Origin of the sequence: Sorangium sp. So ce295, assembly GCF_051527405.1 — a bacterium.
GTDB lineage: Bacteria > Myxococcota_A > Polyangia > Polyangiales > Polyangiaceae > Sorangium > Sorangium cellulosum_B.
The window spans coordinates 1,327,030-1,351,002 of sequence record NZ_CP150324.1; the positions used below are offsets into that span (position 1 = coordinate 1,327,030).

General features: G+C 71.5%; 17 protein-coding genes. 10 read left to right on the plus strand and 7 right to left on the minus strand.

All coding sequences use genetic code 11. The features are described from left to right. Positions 1 to 85: 85 nt before the first annotated feature. A complete protein-coding gene (locus WMF11_RS04955; protein ID WP_044963993.1) occupies positions 86 to 463 on the plus strand; it encodes an STAS/SEC14 domain-containing protein in 378 nt (125 codons plus the stop codon). A 163-nt stretch (positions 464 to 626) separates the two neighbouring features. Here the strand turns inward: WMF11_RS04955 and WMF11_RS04960 are convergent, their stop codons facing one another. Beyond that, positions 627 to 1,829: a P1 family peptidase gene (locus tag WMF11_RS04960; RefSeq protein WP_437976603.1), complete on the minus strand. Its 1,203-nt coding sequence runs from the start codon at positions 1,827 to 1,829 to the stop codon at positions 627 to 629. Beyond that, complete coding sequence (locus WMF11_RS04965) at positions 1,826 to 4,120, minus strand: D-alanine--D-alanine ligase family protein (protein WP_437907227.1); 2,295 nt, start codon at positions 4,118 to 4,120, stop codon at positions 1,826 to 1,828. Before WMF11_RS04965 ends, WMF11_RS04960 begins: the two co-directional genes overlap by 4 nt. A 180-nt stretch (positions 4,121 to 4,300) precedes the next feature. On the opposite strand from WMF11_RS04965, the gene WMF11_RS04970 reads away from it, so the two are divergent. Beyond that, entirely contained in the window at positions 4,301 to 6,751 is a 2,451-nt protein-coding gene (locus tag WMF11_RS04970; RefSeq protein WP_437976604.1) for an ATP-dependent helicase, read from the plus strand. A 104-nt stretch (positions 6,752 to 6,855) separates the two neighbouring features. On the opposite strand, the gene WMF11_RS04975 is transcribed toward WMF11_RS04970, so the two are convergent. Further along, complete coding sequence (locus tag WMF11_RS04975) at positions 6,856 to 8,718, minus strand: hypothetical protein (RefSeq protein ID WP_437976605.1); 1,863 nt, start codon at positions 8,716 to 8,718, stop codon at positions 6,856 to 6,858. Between the two features lie 272 nt (positions 8,719 to 8,990). Further along, the gene (locus WMF11_RS04980; RefSeq protein WP_437907230.1) at positions 8,991 to 9,851 is read right to left on the minus strand and encodes an MBL fold metallo-hydrolase; all 861 of its coding nucleotides are present in this window, start codon (positions 9,849 to 9,851) and stop codon (positions 8,991 to 8,993) included. A gap of 143 nt (positions 9,852 to 9,994) precedes the next feature. Between WMF11_RS04980 and WMF11_RS04985 the strand changes: the two genes are divergently transcribed. From WMF11_RS04985 to WMF11_RS04995, 3 genes are all read left to right on the plus strand, one after another. Continuing rightward, entirely contained in the window at positions 9,995 to 11,251 is a 1,257-nt protein-coding gene (locus tag WMF11_RS04985; RefSeq protein WP_437976606.1) for an MFS transporter, read from the plus strand. Between the two features lie 631 nt (positions 11,252 to 11,882). Then, positions 11,883 to 13,133 (plus strand): DNRLRE domain-containing protein, encoded by a 1,251-nt coding sequence (locus WMF11_RS04990; RefSeq protein ID WP_437907232.1) that lies wholly within the window; start codon positions 11,883 to 11,885, stop codon positions 13,131 to 13,133. Between the two features lie 162 nt (positions 13,134 to 13,295). Continuing rightward, positions 13,296 to 14,189 carry an N-acetylmuramoyl-L-alanine amidase family protein gene (locus WMF11_RS04995; protein ID WP_437976607.1) on the plus strand — a complete coding sequence of 298 codons (894 nt, stop codon included), beginning with the start codon at positions 13,296 to 13,298 and terminating at the stop codon, positions 14,187 to 14,189. 6 nt (positions 14,190 to 14,195) lie between these two features. Here WMF11_RS04995 and lon read toward each other — a convergent pair whose 3' ends face one another. Next, positions 14,196 to 16,607, minus strand: coding sequence for an endopeptidase La (lon, locus tag WMF11_RS05000; protein ID WP_437976608.1), 2,412 nt, complete (start codon positions 16,605 to 16,607; stop codon positions 14,196 to 14,198). Between the two features lie 117 nt (positions 16,608 to 16,724). On the opposite strand from lon, the gene WMF11_RS05005 reads away from it, so the two are divergent. Continuing rightward, positions 16,725 to 17,720 carry a lysophospholipase gene (locus WMF11_RS05005; RefSeq protein WP_437907235.1) on the plus strand — a complete coding sequence of 332 codons (996 nt, stop codon included), beginning with the start codon at positions 16,725 to 16,727 and terminating at the stop codon, positions 17,718 to 17,720. 14 nt (positions 17,721 to 17,734) lie between these two features. After that, on the plus strand, positions 17,735 to 18,121 hold the full coding sequence (locus tag WMF11_RS05010) for an NFACT RNA binding domain-containing protein (RefSeq protein WP_437976609.1): 387 nt from the start codon (positions 17,735 to 17,737) through the stop codon (positions 18,119 to 18,121). 37 nt (positions 18,122 to 18,158) lie between these two features. Here the strand turns inward: WMF11_RS05010 and WMF11_RS05015 are convergent, their stop codons facing one another. Next, the gene (locus WMF11_RS05015; protein WP_437976610.1) at positions 18,159 to 18,605 is read right to left on the minus strand and encodes a hypothetical protein; all 447 of its coding nucleotides are present in this window, start codon (positions 18,603 to 18,605) and stop codon (positions 18,159 to 18,161) included. Between the two features lie 235 nt (positions 18,606 to 18,840). On the opposite strand from WMF11_RS05015, the gene WMF11_RS05020 reads away from it, so the two are divergent. Beyond that, positions 18,841 to 19,197, plus strand: coding sequence for a hypothetical protein (locus WMF11_RS05020; RefSeq protein ID WP_437907237.1), 357 nt, complete (start codon positions 18,841 to 18,843; stop codon positions 19,195 to 19,197). A gap of 48 nt (positions 19,198 to 19,245) precedes the next feature. On the opposite strand, the gene WMF11_RS05025 is transcribed toward WMF11_RS05020, so the two are convergent. After that, positions 19,246 to 19,962, minus strand: a complete 717-nt coding sequence (locus WMF11_RS05025) for an RNA polymerase sigma factor (RefSeq protein ID WP_437976611.1) — start codon at positions 19,960 to 19,962, stop codon at positions 19,246 to 19,248. 491 nt (positions 19,963 to 20,453) lie between these two features. On the opposite strand from WMF11_RS05025, the gene WMF11_RS05030 reads away from it, so the two are divergent. Together WMF11_RS05030 and WMF11_RS05035 are read left to right on the plus strand one after the other, a co-directional pair. Next, positions 20,454 to 21,743 (plus strand): glycoside hydrolase family 5 protein, encoded by a 1,290-nt coding sequence (locus tag WMF11_RS05030; protein ID WP_437976612.1) that lies wholly within the window; start codon positions 20,454 to 20,456, stop codon positions 21,741 to 21,743. Positions 21,744 to 21,910: 167 nt separating this feature from the next. Beyond that, positions 21,911 to 23,767: a hypothetical protein gene (locus tag WMF11_RS05035; protein ID WP_437976613.1), complete on the plus strand. Its 1,857-nt coding sequence runs from the start codon at positions 21,911 to 21,913 to the stop codon at positions 23,765 to 23,767. Positions 23,768 to 23,973: the final 206 nt, after the last annotated feature.

A 23,973-nucleotide genomic window follows, 5' to 3' on the forward strand; every position in this document is an offset into this window, starting at 1 on the left:
TCCCTAGGCGCGTCCTCGCGCGATCCGGGGTATGATCACGCGGCCCCATCCCGCCCCTTCGGGAACTGGCAGGAGGTCTCTCAACGTGTTCGAGATCAAAGTCGACCGGAACATCGCCATGGTGGATTTCGTCCTCGAGGGGCGTGTCCGCCTCGAGGAGATGGAGAACTTCGTCAGCGAGCTGAGGAAGGCGTGCGAGAGCCTCCAGGGCCGGGGGATCAAGATCAAGGCCGATGTCCGCGGGTTCAGGCCGATGTCCCCCGATGTGGCGGAGAAGATCCGCGCCGTCCAGGAGTTCGGCCTGGAGCTCGGGGTGATGCGGGTCGCCGAGATCATCGAGAGCGACATCGTCGCGCTCCAGCTGAACCGCGTGGCGCGCGAGAGCGGCACGGACAAGGTCCTCCGGCGCTTCTGGGACGAGGACGCAGCCCACGAGTGGCTCCTCCACGGCGATCCGGAATGAGCGGCGGGCACCCGCTTCGGAGACGGGCCCATCTCGACGTTTTCGGTGCTCAGCGCACCTGAGTGCGCTTCCGCGCCGAAAACGTCGATCTGGGCCCGTCTCCTGTGCGGGTGACCGCCGCTCGGCGGCGGGGCGGGGGCCGGAGAGAAGGGGGCGGGGGGCGCTAGAAGAGGGGGGGCGGGTCGGAGGGGTGCGGGGGGCGGTACTGCTTCAGGATCTCGGCCACGGCGTCCAGCGGCAGGGCCGGGGCGTGGTGTCCGCTGTGGCCGGTCATGTCGACGCCGCCGCACATCGCGTTGAGGATCGCCTCCTCCACCACGTCGACGGTGGCCTCGTAGAGCGCGTCGACCTCGGTGTCGAGGACGAGCTCGGCCATGTGCCGGCCCGGCGCGAGGGGGTGCACGCTGAGCGAGCGGCTCGACCGGGGGGCGCTCCACTGCTCGGTGGCGACGCGAGGCACCCGGTTCGCGGTGCTCCAGGCGAGGACGATCTCGCCCGAGTTGTTGGCCGCATACCCGCCGGTCCGGCCGATCGCGAGCGCGGCGCGCCGCGCGAGGCGCGCGAGCTGGCGATGGATGAGCGGGGCGTCGGTGGCGACGAGCACGATGATCGAGCCGGCGGGGCCCCGCCGCGGGACGTGGTTGAAGCGGTCGCTGATGAGCCGCCCGACCGGGACCCCATCGACGCGGAGCAGCTCGCGATCGCCGAAGTTCGACAGCACGAGCGCCCCCACGAGGGCGTCGACCCCGCCGACAGGGACCGACCGGCTCGAGGTGCCGATCCCGCCCGCGAAGTGGAACGTCTGCATGCCCGTGCCGGCGCCGACGCACCCCTCGGCCACGGGGCCACCCCGGGCGTTGTCGATCGCCTCGTCGACGTCGGCCTGCGCCACGTGGCGCCCCACGGCGTCGTTGAGGAAGCTGTCGTCGCACTCGGCGACGACCGGGATCACGACGTCGTAGTCCTTGCCGATCTTGGGGTGCTTGCGCGAGAGCCACGCGACGGTCGCGTCGAGGACGCGGCCGACGCAGAGCGTGCTGCAGAGCAGGATCGGCGTCTCGCAGAGGCCCCACTCGTTGATCTGCGAGAGGCCGGTCACCTCGCCCGCGCCGTTGAGCACGTAGCTCGCGGTGAACACCCGATCGAGGAAGACGTCGCCGTCGGCCGGGACGACCGCGGTCACGCCCGTGCGCACCGGACCGAGGCCGGGGACGAGCTCGCCTTCGCCCTCGATCTTGGTCACGTGGTGGACCCGCACCCCAGGGATGTCCGTGATCGCGTTCTCCGGACCGGTCGGAAAGCGGCCGATCGCGACGCCGAGATCGCGCAGCCGAGGGCGCCTGAGCGCGGTCGAGCGCGCGCTCATGGGCCGGCGACCTCGCCGCTCGCGACGGAGACCGTGTCGGAGAGGGGCGCGGACTCCGCCGGCAGCGGCGCGGGCCCGGCGAGCGCCGGGCCGGGCGCGGCCAGCAGGCCCGGGTCGGCGGCCGGCGAGGCGATCGCCGCGCTCGCGGAGGGCGCGGCCGCGCCCGCCGCAGGCGCCGCCGCGGTGAACGCGGCCCGCGGCGCCGCGGCGCGGGCGTCGCGGTAGCGCTTGAGGCAGCCGGCCAGGATCTCGCCGATCAGCGTCCGGTAATCCATCCCCGCCACCTTCGCGATCACGCAGAGATCGCTGAAGTCGGGCGTCAGGCCGGGCAGCGGGTTGATCTCGATGACGTACACCCTCCCGTCCTTCCCCATGCGCAGATCGACCCGGGCCACGTCGCGGCACCCGAGGGCCGCGAACGTGTCGCGCACGACCTTCTCGACGCGGCGGAGCTCCGACGGCGTGAGCTGCGCGGGGCACTCGAAGCGCACGCGCGGCGTGTCCGATTGCTTCTCGTCGTAGCCGTAGACGGGGTAGGTGGGCGGGTCGACGAAGACGACCTCCATCGGCGGCAGCACCTTCGGCCGCCGCTCGCCGAGCAGGCCCACGGTGAACTCGCGGCCCGTGATGTACTCCTCGATGAGGGCCGGCTGGTGGTAGCGATCGACCAGCTGCTTCGCCGCGGCGCGCGCGGCGGCCTCGTCCTTGACGACGGACGCGGAGGTGATCCCCTTCGAGGTCCCCTCGGCGTTGGGCTTCACGATCACCGGGTACCGGAACGGCTTCAGCTTCTCGCGCCCGGTCGTGACCACCTGCCACTCGGCCGTCTCGATGCCGGCCGCCCGCAGGATCTGCTTCGTGAGGCCCTTGTCGAGGGCGAGCGAGAGCGTTGTCGCGTCCGAGCCGCTGTAGGGGATGCCGAGCAGCTCGCAGAGCGCCGGCACCTGCGCCTCGCGGCCGCGGCCGCGGAGCCCCTCGGCGATGTTGAAGACGACGTCGACCCCGGAAGCCGCGAGCGCGCGCGGCAGGTCCGGGGTCGCCTCGAGCGGGACCACGGTGTGGCCGTAGCTCTCGATGGCGCTGGCGATCGCCTGGATCGTGCGCGGCGAGTCGAACTCGGCCTCCAGGTCGTGCATCGTGCCGGGGCCCGCCTTGTCGGCCGCGGCCGTGTCGCTCCGCTTCATGTTGTAGGTGAAGCCGACGCGGAGCGCGGTCCGCTTCGACCGGCGCGGCTGGTTGCTCTCCAGGAGCGGCAGGAGCCCCCGCCGCTTGCAGGCGCTCCTCACGATGGCCCGGATCACGCCGTCGAAGTCGACGCCGCGCTGCGCCGCCGCGACGAAGACGCTGGCGCCCGGCTGGAGGGTGGGCAGCCCGTCGACCTCGAGGAAGTGGACGTCGTGGCCCTGGCTGCGCGAGGCGGACGGCGTGACCCGGAACTCGCAGCGGGCGTGATCCTTGAGGTCCAGGGCGCGCACGACGCGCGCGGTGAGCGACCGGATGCGCTCGAGCGTGGCCGCGGGCAGCTGCGCGGGCCGGCGCGTGACGTGCTCGGGCTTCGCGTGCTTCAGGTTGAAGTCGTACACGTTGTAGCTGCCGGGCACCTGGGGATCGATCACGAACTCGATGGGGTCGAGGATCCCCTCGGGGATCCCGGTGCCGCTCGAGCGCGCGGGGCTCGTCTCCTTCAGCCCGTCGACGAAGGCGCACGCGACGTCGATGCCGGCGATGTAGTGCTCGACCAGCAGGCCCGCCTCGAAGCGCGCGAGCTGCCGCTCGACGACCTCGGCGAGGTGGTGCGCGTCCTCGCAGACGCTCCACTCCCGGAAGATGCCCTTGGAGGAGCCCTCGAAGTTCGGCTTCACGATGACGGGGAAGCTCATGTCGTCGAGCGCGCCGCTCTCCAGCGTGGTCCGGTTGACGAGGCGGGCGCGCGGGGTGGCGACGCCGTAGCTCGCGAGGACGCGCTTCGTGAGCGACTTGTCGAGCGCGACGTTCAGCGTGTAGGCGTCGGAGCCGGTGTACGGGATGCCGAGCTCGTCGAAGAGCGACGGATAGAACGCCTCGCGCGTCTTGCCCTTGTGGCCCTCGGCCGTGTTGAAGATGAGGTCCGGCTGGAGCGCCTCGAGCCGGGCGAGGACCCGGGAGGCCGGCCCGCTGACCTCGATCCGCTCGACCTCGTGCCCGGCTCGCTCGAGCGCGCCGGCGATGGCGGCGATCGTCTCCGGGCTGTCGAACTCGGCTTCCTCGGCGGAGCTCGTGATCTTCAGGTTGTGCGTGAGCGCGATGCGCATGGTCTCTCCTGTGCCGGTCGTCCGGGCCGCGGCTCCCCCGGTGCTCTGCCGGAGGCGCACGCGCGTGCGAGATTACGGCCAGCAGGCGTGATTTGCCGGGGAAAAAGCAGGAGAGCGCCGCGGGGGGCTCCGGGGCTCGGCGGGCTCCCGCTCGCGCGGAGGTCGTGCTAGCGACCCCGTGTGGATCGTTTCGCCGCACACGACGCCGACCGCTCTCCGCCGCCCGAGCCTGGCCTCCCTTACGAGGAGCTGAACGAGCCGCAGGCGCGCGCGGCCAGCCACGCGGCGGGGCCGCTCCTCATCTTCGCCGGCGCGGGGAGCGGCAAGACCCGCGTCATCGTGTACCGGATCGCGAACCTCATCGTCACGCACCGTGTCCCGCCCTACCGGATCCTGGCGGTGACGTTCACGAACAAGGCGGCGACCGAGATGAAGCGCCGGCTGGAGGGGCTCATCGGGGCCGACATCGTGAAGGACCTCTGGGTGGGCACGTTCCACGCGGTGTGCGCGCGCCTGTTGCGCCGGCACCACGAGGCGGCCGGGCTCGACAAGAACTTCGTCATTTACGACGACGACGATCAGCGGGCGGTTATGAACCGCGTGCTCAAGGAGCTCAACCTCGACGATCGGCGCTATCCGCCCCGCCAGGTGCTCTCGCGCATCCACGCGGAGAAGCAGGAGGGGCGGGGGCCCGCCGAGTTCGAGCGGAAGGGCTACTTCGACGACGCGATCGCGCGGTGCTTCGAGGCGTACGAGCGGCACCTCAAGGCGGCGAGCGCGGTGGACTTCGACGACCTGCTGCTCGCGGTGCTGCGCATCGCGGAGGACCCGACGAGCTACGCCGGCGAGGATCTCCGGGGGCGCTTCCGGCACGTGCTCGTGGACGAGTTCCAGGACGTGAACCAGGTGCAGTACCGGCTCGTCCGGGCGTTCTGCAAGAGCCACGACAACCTCTGCGTGGTCGGCGACGACGACCAGAGCATCTACCGCTGGCGCGGCGCGGACGTCCGGATCGTCCGCGGCTTCCGGCGCGATTTTCCGCACGCGACGGTGGTGAAGCTCGAGCAGAACTACCGATCCATCGGGCATGTCGTGCGGGGCGCGCTCGGCGTGATCCGCCACGCGTCGGATCGCGAGCCGAAGGAGCTCTGGACGGCGAACCAGGACGGCACGCCGATCGACGTGGTGGCGGCGGACAGCGAGCACGACGAGGCGGCGTGGGTGGTCGAGTGCGTCCGCGCGCTCATCGCGGAGGGCGTCTCGCCGAACGAGATCGCGGTGTTCTACCGGATCCACGCGCAGTCGCGCGTGCTCGAGGAGGTGCTGCGCGAGGCGCGCATCCCGTACCAGATCATCGGGGGCACGCGCTTCTTCGAGCGGGCGGAGGTGAAGAACCTGCTCTCGTACCTCCGGGTGATCGCGAACCCCAAGAGCGATGTGGATCTCAACCGCATCATCAACGTGCCCGCCCGCAAGATCGGCCAGAGCACGGTCGACAAGCTCATCCAGGCGGCGGATCTGCTGGGCGTGTCGCTGTTCGAGGCGATCGATCCGCTCCTGGAGGGGCGGGTGCCGCCGTCGGCGATGCCGGGGGGCCAGCTGCCGCCGCTCGCGTCGGCGGCGAAGCGCAGCCTGCTCGGCTTCCGCGATCTGATCCACGGGCTCATGACCGAGGCGAAGAGCGCGTCGCCGAGCGCGCTGGCGGAGGAGGTGCTCGCGCGGTCGGGCTACGCCAAGGCGCTCGAGCAGGAGGACAGCGTCGAGTCGGAGGCGCGGCTCCAGAACTTGCGCGAGCTCGTGCAGTCGCTCGTCGACTACGAGCAGGAGGCGACCGCCGCGGGCGACGAGGCGACGCTCGCGGGCTACCTCGAGCGGGTGAGCCTGGTGTCGGACGTCGACGCGCTCGCGGACGTGCCCAAGGTGGCGATGATGACGATCCACGCCGCGAAGGGGCTGGAGTTCCACGCGGTGTTCCTGACCGGCATGGAGGAGGACCTGTTCCCGTTCCGGAGCCAGGATCCGAACCGCAAGGGCGACATCGAGGAGGAGCGCCGGCTGGCCTACGTCGCGATCACGCGGGCGCGCGAGCGGCTCTGGATCACGCACGCGGCGCGGCGGGCGATCTTCGGCCAGACGCGTTACGGCTTGCCGAGCCGCTTCCTCGCGGATCTGCCGCCGGCCTCGGTGCGCCCGATCGCGACGCCCGCCAGCATGATGGCGCAGCGCCGGGTCGAGGGCGGCTTCGGCGGGGGCGGCGGGTACGCCGCGCCCGGGCTCCGGTTCGGCGGGCAGGAGCGCTCGTGGGAGGGCCGCGAGCGGAGGCCCGGGGCGCAGGCGGACGAGCGGTTCGCAGGGGCGCGGTTCTCGCGGGAGGGCGAGCCGGCGAGGGCGCGCGTGGACGTCCCCGACCGGGCGCCGGGCGAGCGGTATATCGAGCGGGAGGCGGTCGACCCGGGCGCCGAGGGCAGCGAGGGGCTCGCGCTGCGGCGCGGGATGCGGGTGTACCACGAGCGGTTCGGGCCGGGCGTGGTCGAGAGCGTGGATCCCGGGGCGGATCCGATCGCGACCGTGAAGTTCTCCGGGTGGGGGAAGAAGCGGATCAAGGTGGCGTTCCTGCGCGCCGGGCCGTGAGAGGGGCGGGGCGCTGGTAGCGCGTCGACAAGGGACGGTTCCGGCCGCGCGGGAAGCGCCGCCCAGCGGCCGGGCCCCTGAGAGGGGCCCTGAGCGACCCGGTGTCAGCGGCTGGACGCGGCCGCGGCGGTGGACGTGGCGAGGCGCCGGAAATGCTCGATGCTGAGGAGGTTGCACAGGGTCTCCAGGTGCCGCTGGCGCGCCCTGTGCTCGTCCAGCAGGCGGGCGACGGACTCGTGCCCGAGCAGGTCCACGGCGATGCTGTCTCGCGAGAGGAGCACGTCGCGCGCGTGGTCGTGGAGCGGCCCCGCGAGCATTTCGGCGCGCATGGCGTCCGCCGAGCGGCGCTTCTTGCCCGAGCGGCCGCGCCACGCGGTCGCCGCTCGCCAGACCTCGCCGGTGACATAGAGCAGATCGCGCGCGAGCAGGCGTGAGAGCCCGGGCCCCTGGAGCGCAAGCAGGGAGTTGTCGTTCACGAGGATGCCGCGCGCGGACGGCAAGAAGCGGCGCACGATGGCGTCGTGGAGGCCCGCGTGCATGCCAATCGGGGAGGGCAGGCCGAACGCCAGCCGCACGAGGGATGGGCTGGCGTACGGGGAGAAGGTATTCCACCAGGCGAAACGCGACGTGATCGCGCCCCAGCGGCCATACCGCTCGAAGAGGTAGAATTGATCGAGCACGTCGTGGAGGTCGGGCGAGCGCCGGAACATCGCCTCGACCACCGAGCGGGTGCGCTCGCGGGCGGCGGCCAGAGGATCGGGTGAGCGAAAGCTCAGCGCTGTCGGGCGGCGCCACTTCCGGACGAAGAAGGCCGCTACGTCGTCCGCGTTGGCGCGGGCCACCCGCGTGTATTGGCCGGGGCGAGCATAGTAATAACCACGGAAGATCTCGCCTCCACCCCCTTCGAAGCCCAGGGGGCGGTCGTCCCAGCTCGGATACCTGTCAATCGCGCGCTTGGCGCTGGAATCGCCGTTCATGTGAAACGCGATGAGATCCGCGTGACGGCTGAAATCGTCGTGGATGGGCAGATCCAGCTCGCGGTGCTCGTGGCGTACGCCCACGAGAGCGGCGATGCGCCTGGCCACGCGCACGTCGAGGCTGTCGGTCGCGCCGGTGGTCTTGGCCACGATGCGCTCCGCCGGCGCGATCGACGCGACCAGCGCAAAAGCCGCGCGGCTGTCGATGCCCGCGGTCAGATCGGCCTGCACCGTGTCGCAGCCCGCCGCGGCGAAGCGCGTGTTCTCGCGCATGGTGTCGACGATCCGGTCGATTCGCTCCCGGACCGCGGCCGCGTCGCGGGCGTCGATGCGGCGCTCGAACAGCCCGAGCGGCGCGGGGAGCCGCTCCAGGCGGCCGCCCCGCAGGCGCAGCCAGTGCGCCGGATCGCCCGGCTCGACGCGCGCGAGCAGCGGCCGCCCGCCGATGGACCAGTCCGCGGTGATGATCGAGCACGCCGAGGCGTGATCGATCTCGACAGGGCACGCCCCGGTCGCCACGAGCGCGACGTCGTGCGGAGAGACGTAGAGGACCCCGCCCGCGTGCAGGGTGCGCAGCGCCCGGCGGCCGAGCAGATCCGAGATCACCGAGGCCGTGCGCTCAGCGCGGTCGACGACGATGACGGAGAAATTGCCATCGAGCGCGGCCACCGCGTCCCCGCCGCCCGACGTCCAGGCGCGGAGGACGGCCCTCGCGGGCGCAGCCCTGGATTCGCCCTGCAGCTCGCCGAACAACAGCACAGCGTGCGTGTCGGTGACCACGTGATCGAGCAGGGCGAGCCGCGCCCCCGGCTCCGGCGTGAGGAGCGCCCACCCGCCGCCCACCTCTGGCAGGACCTCCACCGTTATCCGGGGCTCCGGGCCCATGGAGGACATCCGCTCGCCGACGAGGAGCGCCGCGCGGCGGAGAAACGCGCCGGGATCGCGGTCGCTCGCGTCCGGCAGGTTGAAGGCGGCGATGAACGAAATCAAGGGTTCCTCACCTGAGCTGTGATGCCCGCCCAGCAAAGCGGGTGATGGCGAGCGGCCGCGACGAGCGCTTCGCGCGCGAGGAGGGCCAGCGACGGGGAGCGCTCATGCGGGCGCGAATCTAGCCGGAGCTCCGCCATCGCCGCAAGCGACCGCCGAGAGGACGCCGCGCGGCCCCTCGCACGGAGCGCGCTGGCTGGGGAAGACGGCATCCCCGCTCCCACCCACCCTGGTACAAAGTCCTCAGGCACGGCGAGGGAACAACACGCCTCGCCCTAGATCCACACCTCGCCTAGCAGCGGGAGCACGCCCAGGTTCACGTCCCGCGACGCGCGGCCGAGGCGCTCTGCCAGGCGCTCTCCCTGCATCGCGGGGAGCGCGACGGCGGGGCGATCGAGGGGCAGAAAGAAATTGTCCCAGTGCGAGAAGAGCACCGCGCGCGGCGACAGGGCGCGCGCGACGCGCTCGGGGAAAGCGCTCGAGGCGGTCCAGCCGGCCACGCAGAGCAGGAGCAGGTCGGGCTCCCTGCAATCGAGGCCCGCCTCGACGAGCTCCGCGCTGCCCAGGTGGACGATGCGCCGGTCCGCGACCCGGATCTCCACCGCAAAGACGGCGCCGCACCGGTAACGCTCGGCCCGGAGCGGGACCTGGTCGCAATCGGAGATGTCGCCGGGGAAGGGGACCCGGCCGAGCAGCAGGCGGGCGTGAGCGCTCGGGAAGAAGCGCAGCTGGAACGGGCCGACCTCGGCGACCACGGGCTCGCCGCCCGGCGCGCGCTCGACGTCGCGCACGCGCGCCGCGGGGACGCCGGCGGCGCGACAGAGCGCCGCCGCGGAGCGCGAGCCGAAGACCGTGGCCCCGGTGCGGAGCGCGATCTCCGGGATGTCGAGCGCGTGATCGAAATGGGTGTGGCCCGCGATGACGGCGTCGGCGCGCGGCGCGTGGCGCGCGATGGCGGCCACGTCGGGGGCGAGCCGGCCGACCACGCAACGGAGGAGCGAAGCGCGCGTGAGGTAGGGATCGATCAGCACCACCACGCCGGCGTGCTCGATCGCGAACCCCGCCGTGCCCAGCCACCGCACCCGGACCTCGCCCGCCGGCGCGAGCGACCGCGGAGAGAAGGTGTCGGCGATCATCGGCGCGCGCTCGTCCGGCCGGCAGAAGGGGTGAGTCGGTGCGGCGTGCTCATCGAGATCGAGATCGGATCGAGATCGAAACGTACGCAAGTGTCCGTGTTTCCGGCGACCGAAGCTCGTCCGCTCGGTTACGATTGTCGGTCGTGGCAGACCGAACGCGCGCCGGCACGATCGCCGCCCTCGCCGCGCTGTACTTCGCACAGGGCATCCCGTTCGGCTTCCAGGCGACGGCGCTCCCCGTCTTCCTGCGGGCGAGCGGCGTCTCGCTCTCCGGCGTGGGCTTCGCCGGCGCGCTCGCGCTCCCGTGGGCGGCGAAGGCGCTCTGGGCGCCGCTCGTCGACCGCTACGGCTGGGAGCGGATCGGCAGGCGCCGCTCGTGGATCCTGCCGCTCGGGGTGCTGCTCTCGCTCACGTGCGCGGCCGCCGCGTTCGTCCCGCCGTCGCGCCACCTCGGCGCCCTGCTCGCGCTGGTCTTCCTGATGAACCTGCTCGCGGCCACCCAGGACATCGCGGTCGACGGGCTCGCGATCGATCTGCTCGGGCGCGGCGAGCTCGGCCTGGCGAACGCCGCGCAGGTGGTCGGCTACAAGGTCGGCATGCTCGTCGCGGGCGGGCTGCTCGTCTGGGCGAGCGCCTGGATCGGCTGGGGCGGTCAGTTCGGGGCGATGGCCGCGCTGGTCTTCCTCTCGGCGCTGGCCTCGCTCGCGCTGCGCGAGCCTCCCGCGAGCGAGGTCGAGGCGCACGCGCGCCGGTCGCTCCGCGAGGTGCTCGCGGCGGTCTTCGCCGCCCTGCGGGCGCCTGGCGCGCTCTGGGTCGTCGCCTTCCTCGGGACCTACAAGCTCGGCGAGGCGATGGTCGACATGATGTTCAAGCCGTTCCTCGTCGACGCCGGCTTCCCGCCGCACCGGATCGGCCTCTGGGTGGGCACGTACGGCCTGGTCGCGTCGATCGCCGGCTCGCTCGCGGGAGGCCTCCTGTCGCACCGGATCCCGCTGCTCGCCGCCGTCGGGGTGACCTCGGCGCTGCGCACCGTCGCGATGGCGGGCGAGTGGTACCTCGCCGCGGCGGGGGCGCCCACAGCGAATGCCGTCGTCGCGGTCACCGTGGCCGAGCACCTCTTCGGCGGCGCCCTCACGACGGCGGTGTTCGCTTTCATGATGTCGCGTGTCCGGCGGTCGGTCGGCGCGACGCACTACACGCTGCTCGCCAGCGTGGAGGTGCTCGGCAAGTCGCCCGCTGTGTGGCTCTCGGGCGCCGTCGCCCAGCGGCTCGGCTATGCCGGCCTGTTCGCCCTGGGGACCGTGATCTCGGTCGTCTTCCTCGGGCTGCTCTTGCCGCTGCGGGATGCGGAGAGCGGGAGAGGGGTGAGCGGGCCCGGTCGTCCCATTTTGCCCCAGTGACCAATTTTGCCCCAGTTCCGTGACCTGGCGAAATTGAATCGTAGAGGCAAGGCGGACGTCGAGACGTCGAGACGTCGAGACGCCGAAACGCAGCGGAACGCAGCGGAAAAAGGAGAGATGAAGAATTTTTGCTCTCTCCTCTTCCCTCGGCGCCCACGGCGCCCACCATGGCTCTCTTTCTCATGAGATCAGGGGGACAGCCTTTTTCGTCGCGGCGCTGGCTGGTGCGAAAGACGATGATCCGCGCGCCCATTTCATGATATAACCAGACAGCGCTACGGCTGACTGCTGCAAGAATCGCTCGTGACCGCGCTCGCCCGACTTCATCCATCGATCGCCAGGCCGACGACGACCCTCATCCCCCAAGGGGGGTGAGATCCTCCTGGGGGCCAGGGAGGTCGAGGTCGGCCACGATCCGGGAGGCGAGCGCCTGGTAACGGCCGTCCCATTGTGCCGTCGTGCCGCACGCGCTGGTTGACGAATGACTCCTTGAGCGCTCCGCCTTCGGGCAAATGGAGCACCGCATCCGCATCGGCCAGTTTGTAAGAAGTATTTTCTAATTCCACAGCGTGCGGCAGCTCGCCGCACAGCGCGGCGCCGCCATGCCGGCGCCGCAACGAGGAGCTCTCCCATGAGAACCGCCTATCTGTCGATCTCTGCCTCTGCGCTCGCGCTCGCCTCGATGATCTCCGGCTGCATGGCTACGGCCGAGCCGCACGACGATACCGAAGATGCCATCGGGGAGGGCGCGGCGGCGCTCGTCTCCTGCTCGGTGCTCCCCTCCGGCAACATCGTCACGAACGGCAGCTTCGAATCGCCGAACGTGTCGTCCGGCACGTCGTCGATCTACAACGGCTCGATCACCGGCTGGCAGGCCGCCTATGGTCAGATCCAGATCCATGACCACTCGAACGGCATGAGCCCCGCGCACGGCAGCCAGCACGTCGAGCTGGACGCCACGAACTCGAGCGGCATCTATCAGGACCTCACGACCGTCCCGGGAGCGACCTACCAGCTCCGGTTCGCCTTCGCCGCGCGCCCCGGCACGACCGCGAGCCAGAACGTGCTGGGCGTCGTCTGGGGCGGCCAGCAGGTGGCCACGCTCACGACCGCCAGCACCGCATGGGTCAACTACACCTATACCCTCGTGGCCTCCGGCACGACGACGCGCCTCCAGTTCAACGACCTGGGCATCTCGAACGGCCTGGGGACGCTCCTCGATAACGTCACCGTGGTCGCCGCAGATACGGATCAGGACGGGGTGTTCGACTCGTGCGACAACTGCCCGGCGCTGGCCAACCCCTCCCAGGCCGACGCCGACGCCGACGGTATCGGCGACGCCTGCGAGCCCCCCCCGCCCGCCGAGCCCGTGTGCGTGGTCGTGCAGCGCGGCACCTACGGGAGCGTGCAGGATGCGCATATCCAGCCCGGCGTCTCGTGGCCGTACGGCGATTACCCGTACATCGTCATGAACACGTTCCCGGAGGGCGTGCAGCTGGGCGTGCTGGCCTTCGATCTGTCGTTCATCCCGGCGGGCTCCGACGTCGAATCCGCGACCCTCTCGCTGGCTCACACGTGGAAGGCGAGCGCCAGCACCATCGAGCTGCACCGCGTGAACGGCCCCTGGCAGGAGTCGACCGTGCACGCCGGCAACTTCCCCGGATACAACCCGGCCGTCGAGGCCTCGATCACCACCGTCGCCCAGGCGAGCGCCGTCGTGACCGCCAACGTGGCGGCCCTCGTCCAGTCCTGGGTGGATGGCTCCCCGAACCACGGCGTCGCGCTCCACGACGTGAACGGTCGGACCGATATCCGATCGAGCGAGCAAACGAACATCGCCCCCCGGCCGAAGCTCGAGGTCTGCTACACGCCGGCCCAGTAGCGGGGGGCCGGCCGAGGTGCAGGGCACGCCGGGTCACGAGCTCTCGGACGCCCCGGGCGATCTCGGGATGTCGCCATGTCACGCCCCCTTCGTCACCTCGGCCACGCTCGCTTGTCGAGAACCTGACGCCGCGCTCCGCCTTTGATAGCAAGCGGAGCCGCGGTGATCTCGCGCAGGAAGCTCGTCCTCGGTCTCGCCGGCGCCGCCGGAGCGGCCGCCCTCTCACGGGCGCTCGCCCCGGGCTCCCCGCGCGAGATCGCGGCGCGGCGCGCCCTCAAGCTCCCGATCGCGCCGAGCGGGTGGCCGTTTCCAGGGGCCCGCGTCGTCGCCCCCTCCGCCGTCTTTCCGCCCGATTTCGGGGTCCGCCGCATCTACCTCGACGCCGGACATGGCGCCCCCGGCAACACCGGCAACCTCTCCTGCTTCTGCGTCGACGAGCAGGACTTCACCCTGGCCGCGGCGCGCGCCCTCGCCGAGCGGCTCAACGCCACCGGGCGCTTCGAGGCGCGCGTGGGCAGGGCCGGCGACCGTCCGTTGCCCTACGCGGAGCGCGTCGAGGACGCCGCTCGGTGGGGCGCCGACGCCTTCGTCAGCCTGCACTCGGACGTGCGCGGCAGGACCGAGACGTGGTCGCCCGGCCAGGGCCGCCAGTGCCCGCTCAGCCTCGCCGCGCCGGGGTTCGCCGTCCTGTGGTCCGACGAAGGTGATCCCGCCCTCTGCGCCCTCCGGCTCGCGCTCGCGCGCGGCTTCGCGAGGCGCATGGAAGAAGCAGGCCTGTTGCCCTACGACGGCGCCGCGTACAGCGGCCTGTACGAGCCGGACACCGCCCAGCCCGGCGTCTTCCTCGACCGGCGCCCCCCGGGACAGCGCATCTTCGTGCTGCGCCGCCCTTCCATGCCCTCCATCCTCGTCGAGACCCACCACGCGCTCGACGCCCGCGAGGCGACCCGCTGGACCGAGCCCGCCACGCTCGACGCCTTCGCCGCAGCCGCAGCCGCCGCGCTGGCCGATGCCCTCGGCGCCGCCGGTGCACCGGCCTCCTCGCCGCCCACCTGAGGCGCGTCAGGACGCCCGCGCGTGCGGCATCTCCTTGGGCGCCTCCAGGGGAATCGAGCGGAGCCGCAGGCAGAGCGCGAGCGCCTCGTCGAGCGTGTTCACCAGGTAGAACTCGAGCGAGCTCCTCACCTCGGCCGGCAGATCGTCGAGATCCGCCTCGTTGTCCGCCGGCAGCAGGATCTCGAAGATCCCCGCGCGGTGCGCCCCCAGCACCTTCTCCTTGATCCCCCCGATCGGCAGCACCGTCCCGCGAAGCGTGATCTCCCCGGTCATCGCGATGTCGCTCCTGACCGGCCTGCCCGACAGGGCGCTCACAAGCGCCACCGCCATCGTCACACCCGCGCTCGGCCCGTCCTTCGGCACCGCCCCCGCCGGAACATGGATGTGGACGTCCCGCCGCTGCAGCCGATCGGACGGCACGCCGAGCTCCGCCGCGTGCGCTCGCGCATAACTCAGCGCCGCGCGGCCGCTCTCCTTCATGACGTCGCCCAGCTGCCCCGTGAGGACGAAATCGCCCTTGCCGGGCATCACGCTCGCCTCGACGTGCATGATGTCGCCACCCATCTGCGTGTAATACATGCCGGTCGCGACCCCCGGCTGATCGTACTGGAGCCTCCGCTCAAGGCGCATCCTCGCGCGGCCGAGCAATTCCTTCACGTCGTCATCGACGCCCACCACAGCCCGCTCGATCTCGCCGGCCGCGATCCGGCGCGCGGCCTTCCGCGCCAGCGAGCCGATCGTCCGTTCCAGCTGCCGCACGCCCGCCTCGCGCGTGTAGCCGCTGATGATCCCGCCGAGCGCCGTGCCCGTCACGCGCAGCTGCTCCTCGCGCAGCCCGCACTCCTTCCGCTGCCTGGGGAGCAGGTACTTCCGGGCGATCTCGTGCTTCTCCTGCTCCGTGTACCCGGCGAACAGCGCGGGCTCCATCCGGTCGAACAGCGGAGCGGGGATCGTCTCGCGGAAGTTCGCCGTGCAGATGAACAGCACCTCGGACAGGTCGAACGGCAGTCCGAGGTAGTGGTCGACGAAGCCGTCGTTCTGCGCAGGATCCAGCACCTCGAGCAGCGCCGCGCCAGGATCGCCCTGGTAAGAGGCGCCGAGCTTGTCGACCTCGTCGAGGACGATCACCGGGTTCTTCGAGCCGATCCGCTTGATCCCCTGGAGGATGCGGCCAGGCATCGCGCCCACGTACGTGCGCCGGTGGCCGCGGATGTCCGCCTCGTCGCGCGCCCCGCCCAGCGAGACGCGGACGTACTTGCGCCCGAGCGCCCGCGCGATCGACTCCGCGATGGACGTCTTGCCGGTCCCGGGCGGACCGAGGAAGAGCAGGATCGGCCCGCGGGAGATCGCGCGGCTCCGCTCTCCCTCGCTCCTCGCCTGCTCCAGGCGTAGCTTGCGGACGGCCAGGAACTCGAGCACCCGGTCCTTCACGTCGCCCAGGCCGTAGTGATCCTCGTCGAGGATCGCCCGCGCGCGATCGAGATCGACGTGGTCGTCAGTGCGCTGGTTCCAGGGCAGATCCGCCACCCACTCGAGCCACGTCATGAGGACCTGCGCCTCCGGCGACGTCTCCCGCCCCATGCGCCGCAAGCGCGCGAGATCGCGCCGGGCCTCCTGCAGGATCTCCGCCGGCAGGTTGGCCCGCTGCAGCTTGTGCTCAAGACGTGCGGCGGCGTTCTCGTCGTCCTCCTCGCCGAGCTCCTTCTGGATCGCGCGCAGCTGCTCGCGCAGGTAGATCTCCCGCTGACGCTCGCCGAGCTCCTCCTCGACGGTCGTCCTGATCTTCTCCTGGGTCTCCACGATGCCGATCTGCCGGTAGAGGTGCAGCGCGAGGCTGCGCATCCGCTCTTCCGTCGAGAGGATCTCGAGCAGCGCCTGCTTCTCGGGGGTCGGGAGGTCCAGGTAGAAGGCGATGTGGTTCACGAGCTCGGCCGGGCCGTACATGCTGCCGACGAACTGCTTGAGCACGTCCTCGGGCGCGCCGCGGTGGCGGCCGTACTCGACGGCCCGCTCGCGCACCTCGCGGGAGAGCGCCTCCAGGGCGCCGTCCTCCTCTGGACGGAGGGGCAGATCGGCGAGCTCGATGACGGGGGCGCGGATCACGCCGTCGACCTCGGTGTAGCGGGGCGCGGCCGCTCGCCGCTCGCAGTAGAGCACGAGCTGGAGGCCCGACCCGAACCGCTGCACCTGGGTGATGCGGGCGATCACGCCGATCGAGAAGAGGCCGCCCGCGGTGGGCTCCTCGGCGGCGTCGCGCTGGGCGACCGCGAAGATGCGCTTGTCTTCTCCCTCGACCCGGAGGGCGGCCTCCACCGCGCGCAGCGTCTTCAGCCGTCCGACCGTGATGGGCGTCGCTATCCCAGGGAAGAGGACGGTGTCGCGCAACGAGAGCACGGGCAACGATCGGCGCTCGGGCATGGCCGGCCTTTGTGCGAACCTCATGCCATGGAGGACCGTACCGAAAACTCCTTTCGGCGCGGAAGCGTCGAGAATCGTGGTCAGACGCGCGCGGAGCGGTGGTAGGGTCGGCCCGCGATGCCCGCGGACACCTTCACGTTTCAGGCGGACGATGGCCGAGAGCTCTTCGTGTACCGCTGGCTCCCGGACGGCGGGGCGCGCGGCGTCGTCCACGTCGCGCACGGCATGTCGGAGCACGCGGGCCGCTATGCGCGCCTCGCGCAGGCGCTCTGCGCCGCCGGGTGGGCCGTCTACGCGAACGATCACCGCGGCCACGGCGCGACGGCGCGCGGGAGCGACGAGCTCGGCTTCTTCGCGAGCCAGGGCGGCTTCCAGCGGGTCGTCCGCGATCTCGCGCAGCTCCTCGCGCGCGCGCGGAGCGAGCACCCCGGCCTGCCGGTCGTCCTCTTCGGCCACAGCATGGGCGCCGCCCTCGCGCAGGAGGTCCTGATCGAGCACGGCGGCTCGATCGACGGCGCGGTGCTCTCCGGCGCCGCGGGCAAGGCGAACGCGCTCGTGGACGCGGGCCGGCTCGTGGCGCGCGCCGAGCGGCGGCGGCTGGGCGAGCGCGGCAAGAGCCAGCTCCTCCAGACGATGAGCTTCGACAGCTTCAACAAGGTGTTCGCGCCGACGCGCACGCCCTTCGACTGGCTCTCTCGCGATCGCGCCGAGGTCGACGAGTACATCGCCGATCCCCGCTGCGGCTTCCCGGCGACGACCTCGCTCTGGGTCGACCTGCTCGACGCGATGGCGGCGCTCGCGCGCCCCGAGCGGCTCTCGCGCATCCCGAAGGACCTGCCCCTCTACGTCGTCTCCGGCTCTCGCGACCCGGTCGGCGGGCTGCTCAAGGGCGTCACCCAGATGATCGAGGCGTACCGCGCCGCCGGTCTCCGCCGGGTGGCGCAGCGGTTCTACCCCGGCGGGCGCCACGAGATGCTGAACGAGATCAACCGCGAGGAGGTCGTGCGGGACCTGCTCGCGTGGCTCGACGCCGAGGTGGCGGGCGAGGCGAGGGCGCCGGCGAGGCCCGCGGAATCGGGCGCCGGACCGCGCGCCGGCGCCGCGCCCGGCTGACGGCGAGGGCCGACATGGGCAGCAAGGGGCGGCCGTACCGCACGCTCACGATCGATGGCTTCGAGGTGCTCGTCGGCCGCGGCGACGAGGACAACGACGCGCTCACCTTCGAGATCGCCGAGCCGCACGATCTCTGGCTGCACGTGGCCGGCGGCACGCCGGGCAGCCACGTGATCGTGCGCAACCCCGGGCGCGTGGAGGTCCCGCGCGAGGTGGTCGAGCGCGCCGCGGCGGCCGCCGCGTGGTACTCGAAGGCGCGGAGCGCCGCCAAGGTGGAGGTCCACGTCTGCAGGGCCGGGGACGTGAGCAAGCCGCGGGGCGCGCCCGCCGGGCTCGTCCAGCTCGCGCGGTGGAAGAGCGTGCGCGTGCGGCCGGAGATCCCCGGGCGCGATCCGGGGTGACCGCCGCTCTAGCGTCGGGGCGTCGTGGGGGCTTCGCTCAGCGCTCGTTCGAGATCACGCACGCTCCGGCCTGGCAGGAAGCGGTGAGGCCGGCACACGGCGCGACCAGACACGCCACCTCGTCTCCCAGGCACTTGGGCGCGGGCGTGCCCGTGGGGACGGCGTTGCAGTTGCAGCCTCCGCAGTAATTGTCGACGAGGCTGCAGTCGGCGTCGGTCACGCACTGGCGCAGCGGGGCGGGCACGCACGCGGCCCTCCCCTTGCGTTCCTCGCAGACAAACCCGTCCATACAGCGGATGACAGCGCAGGTGAGGCGACCGCCCGCGGGTCCCGCGAGCTCATCCGCCTGCTCGGAGAGGGTCTCCTCCTCGACGCCATCGAGCTCGGCGCCATCGAGATCGCCCACGGGCGGGGCGCCGCACGCGGAGAGGAGCGTCGTGAGCGCCGCGGTCGTCGCGAGCAGCGCGCAAAGGTGCATCTTCATCGAACGCAGGTTCGTGTCATGAAACATGATGTCTTCTCCCATCGTTCTGGTGAGGGGCGAGCCGCCGCTTTCACCTTGGGGCCGGGCGCCTCGCCGTCGTCGATAGAGGAGTATGCGCGACGCTCGCCACTTCTGACATCGCGTATCGTTTTCTTCATCGCCGCGTTTCACCATGGCGGCAATCTGGCAGCGACAGCTGCTCGCCAGGCGCTCGCGAAACAGCTAGACTGTCGCCGTGCAGCTTCGCATCGAGGGGGATCGATTGACGCTCACCCTGGAGGGCGCCGAGCGGCTCTGGGCCGTGAGGCTCCGGCCCATCGTGGTGCCCCGCGAGCACGTGGCGCGGGCGGAGGCGGCGCTGCCGCCCTCCACATGGAAGGAGATCCGCGCGCCAGGGACGGCCTTGCCTGGGGTGATCAAAGCGGGGACCTACTTCACCGCGCACGGCAAGGAGTTCTGGTACTGGGTGCGGACCCGGAAGGAGCACCCGCTGACCATCGAGCTCGAGGGGGAGCGGTATCGGCGGCTCGTCCTCACCATCGACGGTGCTGCCAGCTGGGCAGCGCGGATCAACGCCTGGGCCAGCGGTTGAGTCCTCCGGGCCCGAGGGCCGAGGCGGCGCGCTGCGAGGCCACCGCGCTCACGCGCAGAGCGAGGCCGCCCTGCTCCGTCCGCCGGGCCCGCTCCGCGCGTGCTCGCCGCACCCGGCCGCCAGCTCCGCGAACCGCCGCCTGAGGCGGCTGCTCCAGGCCTGCACCGCGCAGGCGCTCATGCCGGTCCGCGCGCAGACCGAGGCGATCGGCTCCTCCTCGATGAGGAGCGCCTCGAGCAGCGAGCGCCCGAGGGGGCTGAGCTCCGCCCGGAGCAGGCCGAGGGGGCGCTCCAGCGCGTCGCGGGCGAGCACCCTGGCCTCCGGATCGTCGTCGGAGCGGGCGCCCTCCTCCGGGGCGTCGTCGAGCGGCAGCGCCGCGTCGTCGAGCTGCCGCTTCCTGCAGCGGAAGGCCGCCGCCACCCTCTGGTCGGCGATGAGGCCGACCCAGTTGGCGAGGCTCAATCCGCGGGCCGGATCCCAGGCGCGGAGCGCCCGGCTGTCGTCGCGGAACAGCTCGACGAACACGTCCTGAACGAGGTCGTCCATGCGGTCGTCGGCGCCGCCCGCGAACCGCGCGCGGCGCCGGTGGAGCGCCCGGCCGACCCGCGCGTGAATCACCGGCGTGAGCGCGGCGATCACGGATCGGAGGCACCGAATCTCTCCGCCGAGCGCGGAGTTGAGGGCGGATGTCGTCAGGTTGGCGTCGGGCAAGCGGATCTCCTCGGGCTGCGAGCAGGGGGCGTCCTCGCTCGTCTCGCCCTGCATCTGCCGTCCTCGCTTGCGTCCGCGGGTGTGCGCGCACGGAAGACAGGAGGCGGCAGAAGAAAGATGCGAGGCGGATGCGGCGGACGTGACCCGCTCCGTCATCGGGTGTTCGAGAACCCTGCGAAGCGCTCGGGCCTTGTCGTCGTAGCAGCCTGCGTGCCTGCGCCGGCGCCGCGGGCGCAGCGCGCTCCAGCGAGCGTGACGCGTCCCCCTGGCCGGCTCGTGCAACTCTTGCACGACCGGCTAGGTAACTCTTGCCTGATCCCGGTAACTCCTGCACCCGGCGGGCGCCCCCCCCCGCGCGCGGCGGCAGGGCGACGGTGAGCCGCGCCCTGGTAGCGAGCCGCCCCTTGGTCGTGAAGGCCGAGCGCGGGCTCGCAGGATCCGGCGCGGATCGCGGTCCGAGAGCGTCCGTGCGATTTGTGAAGGCTGGCAGGGGCGCAGCGCAACCGGAGGGAGACGAGCTCCTTTCCATCACCCGCAGAGGACCCATGACCCACGCGTATCGACTTGCTTTCTTCTCGATTCTCGGCTGGCTGGTCGCTTGCAACTCGACGGATCCCGATGTCACGTCGGGCGCAGGCGCGGCCTCCGGAGGGGCCACCGGGGGCAGCGGCGGAGGTACGGCCACGGGTGACGCCGGCACGGGCGGTGCCGGTGCGGGCGACGCCGCGACGGGCGGCGCCGGTGCGGGCGGCGCCGGTACGGGCGGCGCCGGCACGGGGGGAGTCGGGGGCTCCGGCGGGACCGGCGGATCAGCGACGCCGGTGGACGCCGCGGCCATGGTCCCCGACATGGGCATCGGCGCCAACATCGGCAACACGCTGGAGAACACCACCGCGTGGGAGACGGGCTGGGGCCAGCCGCTGATCACGCAGACGTTCATCAACGGCATGGCCAGCCACGGCATCAAGACGGTGCGCGTGCCCGTGGCCTGGGACACCTACGCCGCCAACGGCACGATCGACGCCACCAAGATGGCCCGGGTCAAGGAGGTGGTGGGCTGGATCGAGGCCGCGGGAATGTACTCGATCGTGAACATCCACTGGGATGGGGGCTGGATCTACAACGAGGACAACGCCGACAAGTACAAGCTCACCGACGGCGTCAAGACCAGGTTCGCGTCCTACTGGACCCAGATCGCCACGGCCTTCAGCGACGTCGGTCACAAGCTGATCCTCGAGGGGATGAACGAGGAAGGGAACTACTGGGTCAACGGCGTTCAGGACGGCGGGACGCCGGACTACGCCGCTCTGAACGAGATGAACCAGATCTTCGTCACCACCGTGCGCGAGCAGGGCGGCTACAACGCGAGCCGCGCCCTGCTCATCTCCGGCTTCGTGACGGACATCGACAGGACGTGTGTGGGCGATTTCAAGGCGCCGACCGATCCGGCCGGCACGAAGAGCCTCTTCCTCTCGATCCATTACTATACGCCCTACACCTTCTGCGGCCTCGACACGGTGGAGAGCTGGGGCTCTCCCAAGACGACGTGGGGCACGGAGCCCGAGAAGGCGGAGCTGAAGAGCAAGTTCGACACCCTCGGCGCGTTCAGCGCGCAGCGGAGCCTCCCGATCATCCTCGGCGAGTTCGGCGTCACGCTGGGTGCGAACTACCCCCGTGAGCCGGCGTCGCGGACGCTGTGGATGCGGTCGGTGGTGGAGGCGGCGAAGTCGCGCGGCGTCGTTCCTGTGCTGTGGGACACGGGGACGGACATCAAGCGCACGGACGGCTCGTTCTCGACGGAGTGGCAGGCCGTCGTGAGCGCCGTCAACCGGTAGTCGGCGCCGCCGGCGCCCGGCGGCGCGGAGGGCGCGGCGCGCCCCCGGCCGTCGCTTCGTCCGGCCATCGCGAAACTGGACGATCGCGCGAAACCACCCAACCTGGCGCGCGTACCTGGGGTGGCTGGACGACATGGAGCGGTCCAGACCACACCAAGGAGAGGGGCATGTCATCGACACGAAACGTCGGGATGGCGAGGGTTTGTGCGTCCGCCGTGCTGTTCTTCGCCGCGGGGGCGTTCGCCGCGTGCGCCGTCCCCGAGGGCGCTGAGCCCTCGGGCGATCATGAGGGCTCGGAGGGCTTCGGCGATCCAGGTGAGCCGGAGGCTGAGGCCGAATCGACGGCCGAGGCCGAGAGCGAGCTCAAGGTGAACGACTGCGTGAACCCGCACTCGTTCGCCGGCTGCAACGACGCGGCCGTCCAGAGCTGCGTTTGCGCGGTGGACCCGTTCTGCTGTAACACCCAGTGGGACTCGATCTGCGTCGGGGAGGTGACGAGCCTCCATTGCGTACCGCCGTCCACGGCCGTCATCGGGCGCCTGCAGTGCGCTGCGCCGGACGGCGCGGGGACGACCACGAACGCGCTCGCGTTCGTGCCGCTCAGCATTCCCGGCCTCGGGAGCGGCGTGACGGACGCGAACGGCGATTTCAGGATCCCCATCTCGTCGATCGCGAGCGCGAGCGTGCACCTCGACGTGACGTACGACGGCGTCGTGAGCTCGAGCGGCGTGACGACGCCGCTCACGATCATGGACGAGCTGCACGCGCCGCGGGGCCAGGGGGCCGACGTCGCCGGCAGCCCGCGCTCGAGCGGCGATCTCGACGTCGACGTGGTCACGCTGAGCGGCGTCGACTGCGAGCTCTGGCGGCTCGGCGTCGATACCTTGCACGACTTCCACGCCGCCCGCGGGGCCCAGCCGCCCGCGCACGCGCTGCGCATGCTGCGCTGGAGCGGGGTCTACGTGGGCACGCCCTTCACGTTCTACGACTACATCAACATTCGCACGGACTTCCTCACGAGCACCTGGGGGAGCACGGCCGCGGAGCGCCGGAGGGTCATCACCCACGAGTTCGGGCACAGCGTGCGGCACGTCGCCGACGGGGATCTGAACCACTGGAATGGTGACGACGTGGCCTATGTCTACGGGCGCTCTCACGACGGCTCCGAGATCGCCAACCAGGGGTACGCCTTCAACGAGGGCTTCGCGGACTACTGGGAGCAAGCCCGGGTCGGCGCGCGCGGCCGCCTCTGCGGCGCCGGGACCGCGTGCCCGTCGAGCCAGTACCGGGACTGGAACGAGAAGCGCATCGCCAACGCGCTGCTCGATCTCTCCGATGTCGTGGGCGACGGCGCGATGATCCAGGTGCTGGAGGCGAACCCCGGCGCGATCCACAGCCTTTACGATTTCCAGGCGCGCCTCCACGTGCAGAACCCCGCCGTCCCGGCCCCCGCCGCGGTGCCGGCCTGCCCGCCCGGCTTCAGCGATGACGGCGCGACGTGCTCCTCCACGGTGGCAAAGCCGAGCTACGGGCGCGGCGTCGGCGCGGTGCCGACGCTCTGCGGCGCGGGCCAGCAGTACGACGCGGGTCTCTGCTATCCTGCCTGCGCGTCGGGCTACTACGGGGTCGGCCCGGTGTGCTGGCAGAGCTGCCCGGCCGGGTACTCGGACGACGGCCTCACGTGCCGGCGCGACGCGCATATCATCAACGCCAACAACTCCGCGTGCCCCTGGTACGACGTCTGCGGCCTGACCTTCGCCAAGGGCTGCTCCACGTGCCCGGCGGGGTATAGCAACGACGGCTGCACGTGCCGGCGCGACGCGCATATCTTCGGAAAGAGCTCTTACGGGCGCGGCGCCGGCTCCGTGCCGACGAGCTGCGGCGCGGGCCAGCAATACGACGCGGGTCTCTGCTATCCGGCCTGCGCCTCCGGCTACAGCGGCGTGGGCCCCGTGTGCTGGGGGAGCTGCCCGGTCGGCTACGTCGACTTCGGCGCGACGTGCACGAAGGTCATCTCGAAGTGAACGTCGCCAGGGTACCCGATCGGAGCGCGCCCGAGACCGGGTTAGGCAGCTCTCTTACCTAATCCCGGGTAACTCCTGCACCCAAGCGAGCGCCCGCCGCCGCGCGCCGCGTCGCGCGGCGGCGAGCCTCTCAGCAGGGGGCTCAGCGCCATCGAACCCGACGCCGGGCGATCCATTGCCTCCCTCACCCTGCCGGCGTAGCATCT